This window comes from candidate division WOR-3 bacterium, assembly GCA_026418155.1.
Classification (GTDB): domain Bacteria; phylum Hydrothermota; class Tepidihabitantia; order Tepidihabitantales; family CAIPLT01; genus JAOABV01.
The window spans coordinates 1-3,615 of record JAOABV010000084.1 but is presented as its reverse complement, the minus strand read 5'-3'; the positions used below and the strand labels follow the sequence as shown (position 1 = coordinate 3,615).

Genomic DNA, 3,615 nt, shown 5'->3' with positions numbered 1-3,615 from the left:
GGTTTAGGGAGCAGCTTAGGGAGTGTGGGGGTTAGTTTTTTGATCTCGCCCAACAACTAGATTTTAATAAACTTGTGTAACATGTTGTATCAATGGTTTTGGGTATAATTATCACCTATACTTTTTCAAAATATCCATAACTTGATGTGGTTTTAGCACCAATGCCAATGGTGCATAATGCTTCTATAATATAGTCCTTGGCTAAATTCAACAACTTAGTTTTTTCGGTTTGTTCAAATTTAGGTTTTGACGAAGGATAGATAATAAACTCAAATATCACACCTTTTTTTACCGCTAAAAATTGATGGGGTTGGGGTTGGATGTTATCGCGGGGAAATTTTTTATCTTCATAATAGTCTTTATAATGCGGAGTTAAAATATCAATTTCAAGGGCATTTAGGTCATCATAATTCTCAGGCCAGGCATCAGCAAAAACTACAAAACCGGCTTGTTCTTCTTCACCTTCAGATTCGCTACCAAAGATTTCTCGTATTGTATTTCTATCGATATTATTTTTATATTCTTTACAATAATGTCGGGTGACGCCTTTAATTGCTGAGCCATAAATAATGGGAAATCCATACAATGGATGCAAGGCAATATTACTTTCTAATACTGATTCCCCGCCGTGATTTACAATCAAGCGAGTTTTGGTCCTTAATTTAAAACTGATTGCATCTACAGCAGATTTTCGGCGATTTTTTAAGAAAATATAGTCTTGTTTAGAAATTGGACATCGCAAATTTAATATTACACTTAAGTTTTTTGAGGTTATTGGAATAATTTTACCATCATCATTCGTAAATGTTATATTATTGACTTTATCAAATGGTCGTAATGTATATTTATCAAAAAAAAGTGAACGGTTAAGTCGTATAAAATTGTTTCGATGAGACCTATTTCTTAATACAGGCACAATATTTTGTTGGTAGAAGTTTTTTAACCATTCAATAGGAATTTGCCATTTGTAATTTTCTTCTTCTGCTCTGGGCATTTTTACGCTCCTGTGCGGGTTTCTTCTTGTGTTGTTTCCCTTTTATCTTCAATCATAATCTCAGCAAAGCGTTTGAGCCATTTGATAATCTGAAGCGCTTCTTGGGTAATTCGCATTACTTTGTCCTGATTAAGATTTACCAAATTCTGTGCGATAGTTTCAGCATTCGCGTTACGGCCAAATGATAAACCACAATGTTCAAGAATATCTTTAACAAAAATAACTTCACCTTTTGAAAGATAAAAAATCAATGCTTGAATTAGTCCAGACTTAAGAATTAAAGAACCTGAAGAGCGGGCTAAGGTTTTATAGCGTTTAGCATGTTGTGTGCCTTTAATCCTTTTAACACACTCTAATGCGTATTCTGCTCTTTTATGTTCTAAATTTCTAAGTGCGTCTGGCATCTTTTACCCCCAAATTTTTAATCTCATAAGCCCTTTACCGGTAGTTTTATCACCACCAAATTTTATTGTCGGCAGCGCGGTGACGAGGCCATCAAAATTGCTTTTCACTTGGTCTTCGGTCAACACTTGGTCTTTGTTCGAACCGGGAATTGGTTTTCTTGATTTCTCAAAAGTGATAAGGCTATAAAGAATAGTCTCTTGGGGTAAATGCTCAGTATAACGTAGCGATCCCTCTTCGGTTGTTCCTTTATCTCCAATTCTAATATTAGGAATTACCTCAGTTGCGTATTTAACAAAATACTTAAAATATTCGTCAGGAAGAATAACAAGTTTTTGCTTAAACTGGGTTTTTAAGAACTCTTCATCTTTTTTTTCATCTTTTGAAAAAATAATATCGGCAATTTCTGTGGCAAAAGTTGTTAGTTCATTAGAAATCGCCGCTTCAAGAGCATATTCTTCAAGTAAAATTTTATCATTAAATAGTAAAATTTCACGACTATCCTTGCAAATTAAGACACTTGTGCTTTGCGAATAGAGTTTTGGAAGAAGCAAATCTAAAGAAGGAATACTTAATCCCGCAATCTTAATTCTATCGGCAAGGCGATAAAGAATTAATGGCGAGGTTGCCCAAACAAAACATCCTTTTAAGGAACGAATTGGCATTGCTAAAATCTGAGCATCGCCAAAATATACTGCACCAGCATGCTCTTCACCTCGTCCGGGTTCGGGTCCAAATAATGCCTCAACATCAATTCCTTTATCCGAAGCATTATCTCGGAATACTCCTTTTATAGAACTACCTTGAATAAACGGAAATTCGGTGATGCGCTCGCGGATTAATTGATTATCAATAATGCCAATTGTCTCACCGGCACCGGTATAAAATCTTTCTATGGTTTTAATAATTAAAATTGAATATTTTGCCATCTTATCCTCCTTAATAATTCCAAGCACCAATTAATGCGATGCCAAATCCGGCATTGGGATAAATATCAGATAAACTTTCATTTAAATTATAATTGCTATAAATATTATCTAAATTAAAATTTTCGTTATTCTCAAAACTAAAGAAATAGACACTCCCTTGCGGCACTGCTTTATACAACGGACGCGGTTTACCTTTGGCTTGAGTTTCCCTTATCCAACCGCTAATATAAATTGGCTTATTAACTACCGCACCAACTAATTCTGCACCTGTAAACTTACCTAAAAACTCTTGAGAAAACCATCCTTGATTAAATATTGCAGGGGTGATAAAATAGACAAAGAATTTTTTGGTTTCTTGAATTTTGGTTTTAATTTCGTCGTCTTTTAGACTGGATAAAACATTTTCGTCCCCTAAAGTTATCTTTGCTCTTTTTTGTTCACCACCAATTGATAAAGTGTCGCCATCAGTAAAATCATTTTTATCAAGCCCGCTTAACAGCACAGCTATTCCTGATTTTACATAACATCTGTCATCAAGCTTTTCTGTAAATCTTATGTGTCTTGAGAGATATAGATTTTCTACTGTTTTAGTATCAAAAAGAATTTGGTTGCCGTATCGGGTTTCAAATTGATAAAACTCGTTGGGTAAATATACATAAGCGCTTTCTATTTCATTGTTTAATAAATAGTTCTTTACCGTAGCAATCTCAATAAATGATTGCAGTGGTTTCGCATCGTGATCCGTTATAATAATTGGCGCTATATCAAGGTTGTTCTTTTCTATGTCCCATTTTATCTCCGGTTCCTTATTAGGAATAAAAAATTTAAGATTCGGTTGTAAGGAGGCACCATAACAATAAATATTTGCGAATGGAGGAAAATAGATATTTTTTTCTTTGAATAGGAATATTCCTTTAATTTTGAATTTGGATTGGGAATCGCTTAAGCGTTCATCATACTTTCCAAGTTTATCATTATTTTTTTGGGTAAAATCCTCAATACTTTTATCTTGCTTTTTAAGGCAATAATCACCGATTGCGCCGTATAAAGTTAGTGGTGAAGGTAGTCCGCCTTCAGCAATCGTATCATCACCAGCAATAAAAGGCCGATGGTCCCTAAAAAATAAAGTATCAAGAGGTTCTAAATAAATTAATACTGACATAGACTAAAACTCCTTAATATTTTCTCGGTAAAGAAATGCAACAGTGCGTAAAAAGTTTATGATGTTTTTCTCATTATCTTCTAAGTAATTAGTTGTGTTAGGGTCGGCAAGAATTGTAAGGGAATTTA

Annotated in this window: 4 protein-coding genes; all 4 read right to left on the bottom strand. The window is 34.2% G+C overall.

Annotation, left to right across the window (positions count from 1 at the left end; all coding sequences use genetic code 11):
• Positions 1-115 precede the first annotated feature (115 nt).
• From cmr6 to cmr3, 4 genes are read right to left on the bottom strand one after another with little or no spacing between them, the layout of a single operon-like run.
• Positions 116-994: a type III-B CRISPR module RAMP protein Cmr6 gene (gene cmr6, locus N2201_07315; GenBank protein ID MCX7786007.1), complete on the bottom strand. Its 879-nt coding sequence runs from the start codon at positions 992-994 to the stop codon at positions 116-118.
• A gap of 2 nt (positions 995-996) precedes the next feature.
• Positions 997-1,398, bottom strand: coding sequence for a type III-B CRISPR module-associated protein Cmr5 (gene cmr5 / locus N2201_07310; protein MCX7786006.1), 402 nt, complete (start codon positions 1,396-1,398; stop codon positions 997-999).
• Between the two features lie 3 nt (positions 1,399-1,401).
• Positions 1,402-2,325 (bottom strand): type III-B CRISPR module RAMP protein Cmr4, encoded by a 924-nt coding sequence (cmr4, locus tag N2201_07305; GenBank protein MCX7786005.1) that lies wholly within the window; start codon positions 2,323-2,325, stop codon positions 1,402-1,404.
• 10 nt (positions 2,326-2,335) lie between these two features.
• Positions 2,336-3,487, bottom strand: a complete 1,152-nt coding sequence (gene cmr3 / locus N2201_07300) for a type III-B CRISPR module-associated protein Cmr3 (GenBank protein MCX7786004.1) — start codon at positions 3,485-3,487, stop codon at positions 2,336-2,338.
• Positions 3,488-3,615 lie beyond the last annotated feature (128 nt).

Excerpts from the sequence above, each read along its gene's own strand:
- cmr6 (MCX7786007.1), bottom strand. The coding sequence starts at position 994 with ATGCCCAGAGCAGAAGAAGAAAATTACAAATGGCAAATTCCTATTGAA.
- cmr5 (MCX7786006.1), bottom strand. The coding sequence starts at position 1,398 with ATGCCAGACGCACTTAGAAATTTAGAACATAAAAGAGCAGAATACGCA.
- cmr4 (MCX7786005.1), bottom strand. The coding sequence starts at position 2,325 with ATGGCAAAATATTCAATTTTAATTATTAAAACCATAGAAAGATTTTAT.
- cmr3 (MCX7786004.1), bottom strand. The coding sequence starts at position 3,487 with ATGTCAGTATTAATTTATTTAGAACCTCTTGATACTTTATTTTTTAGG.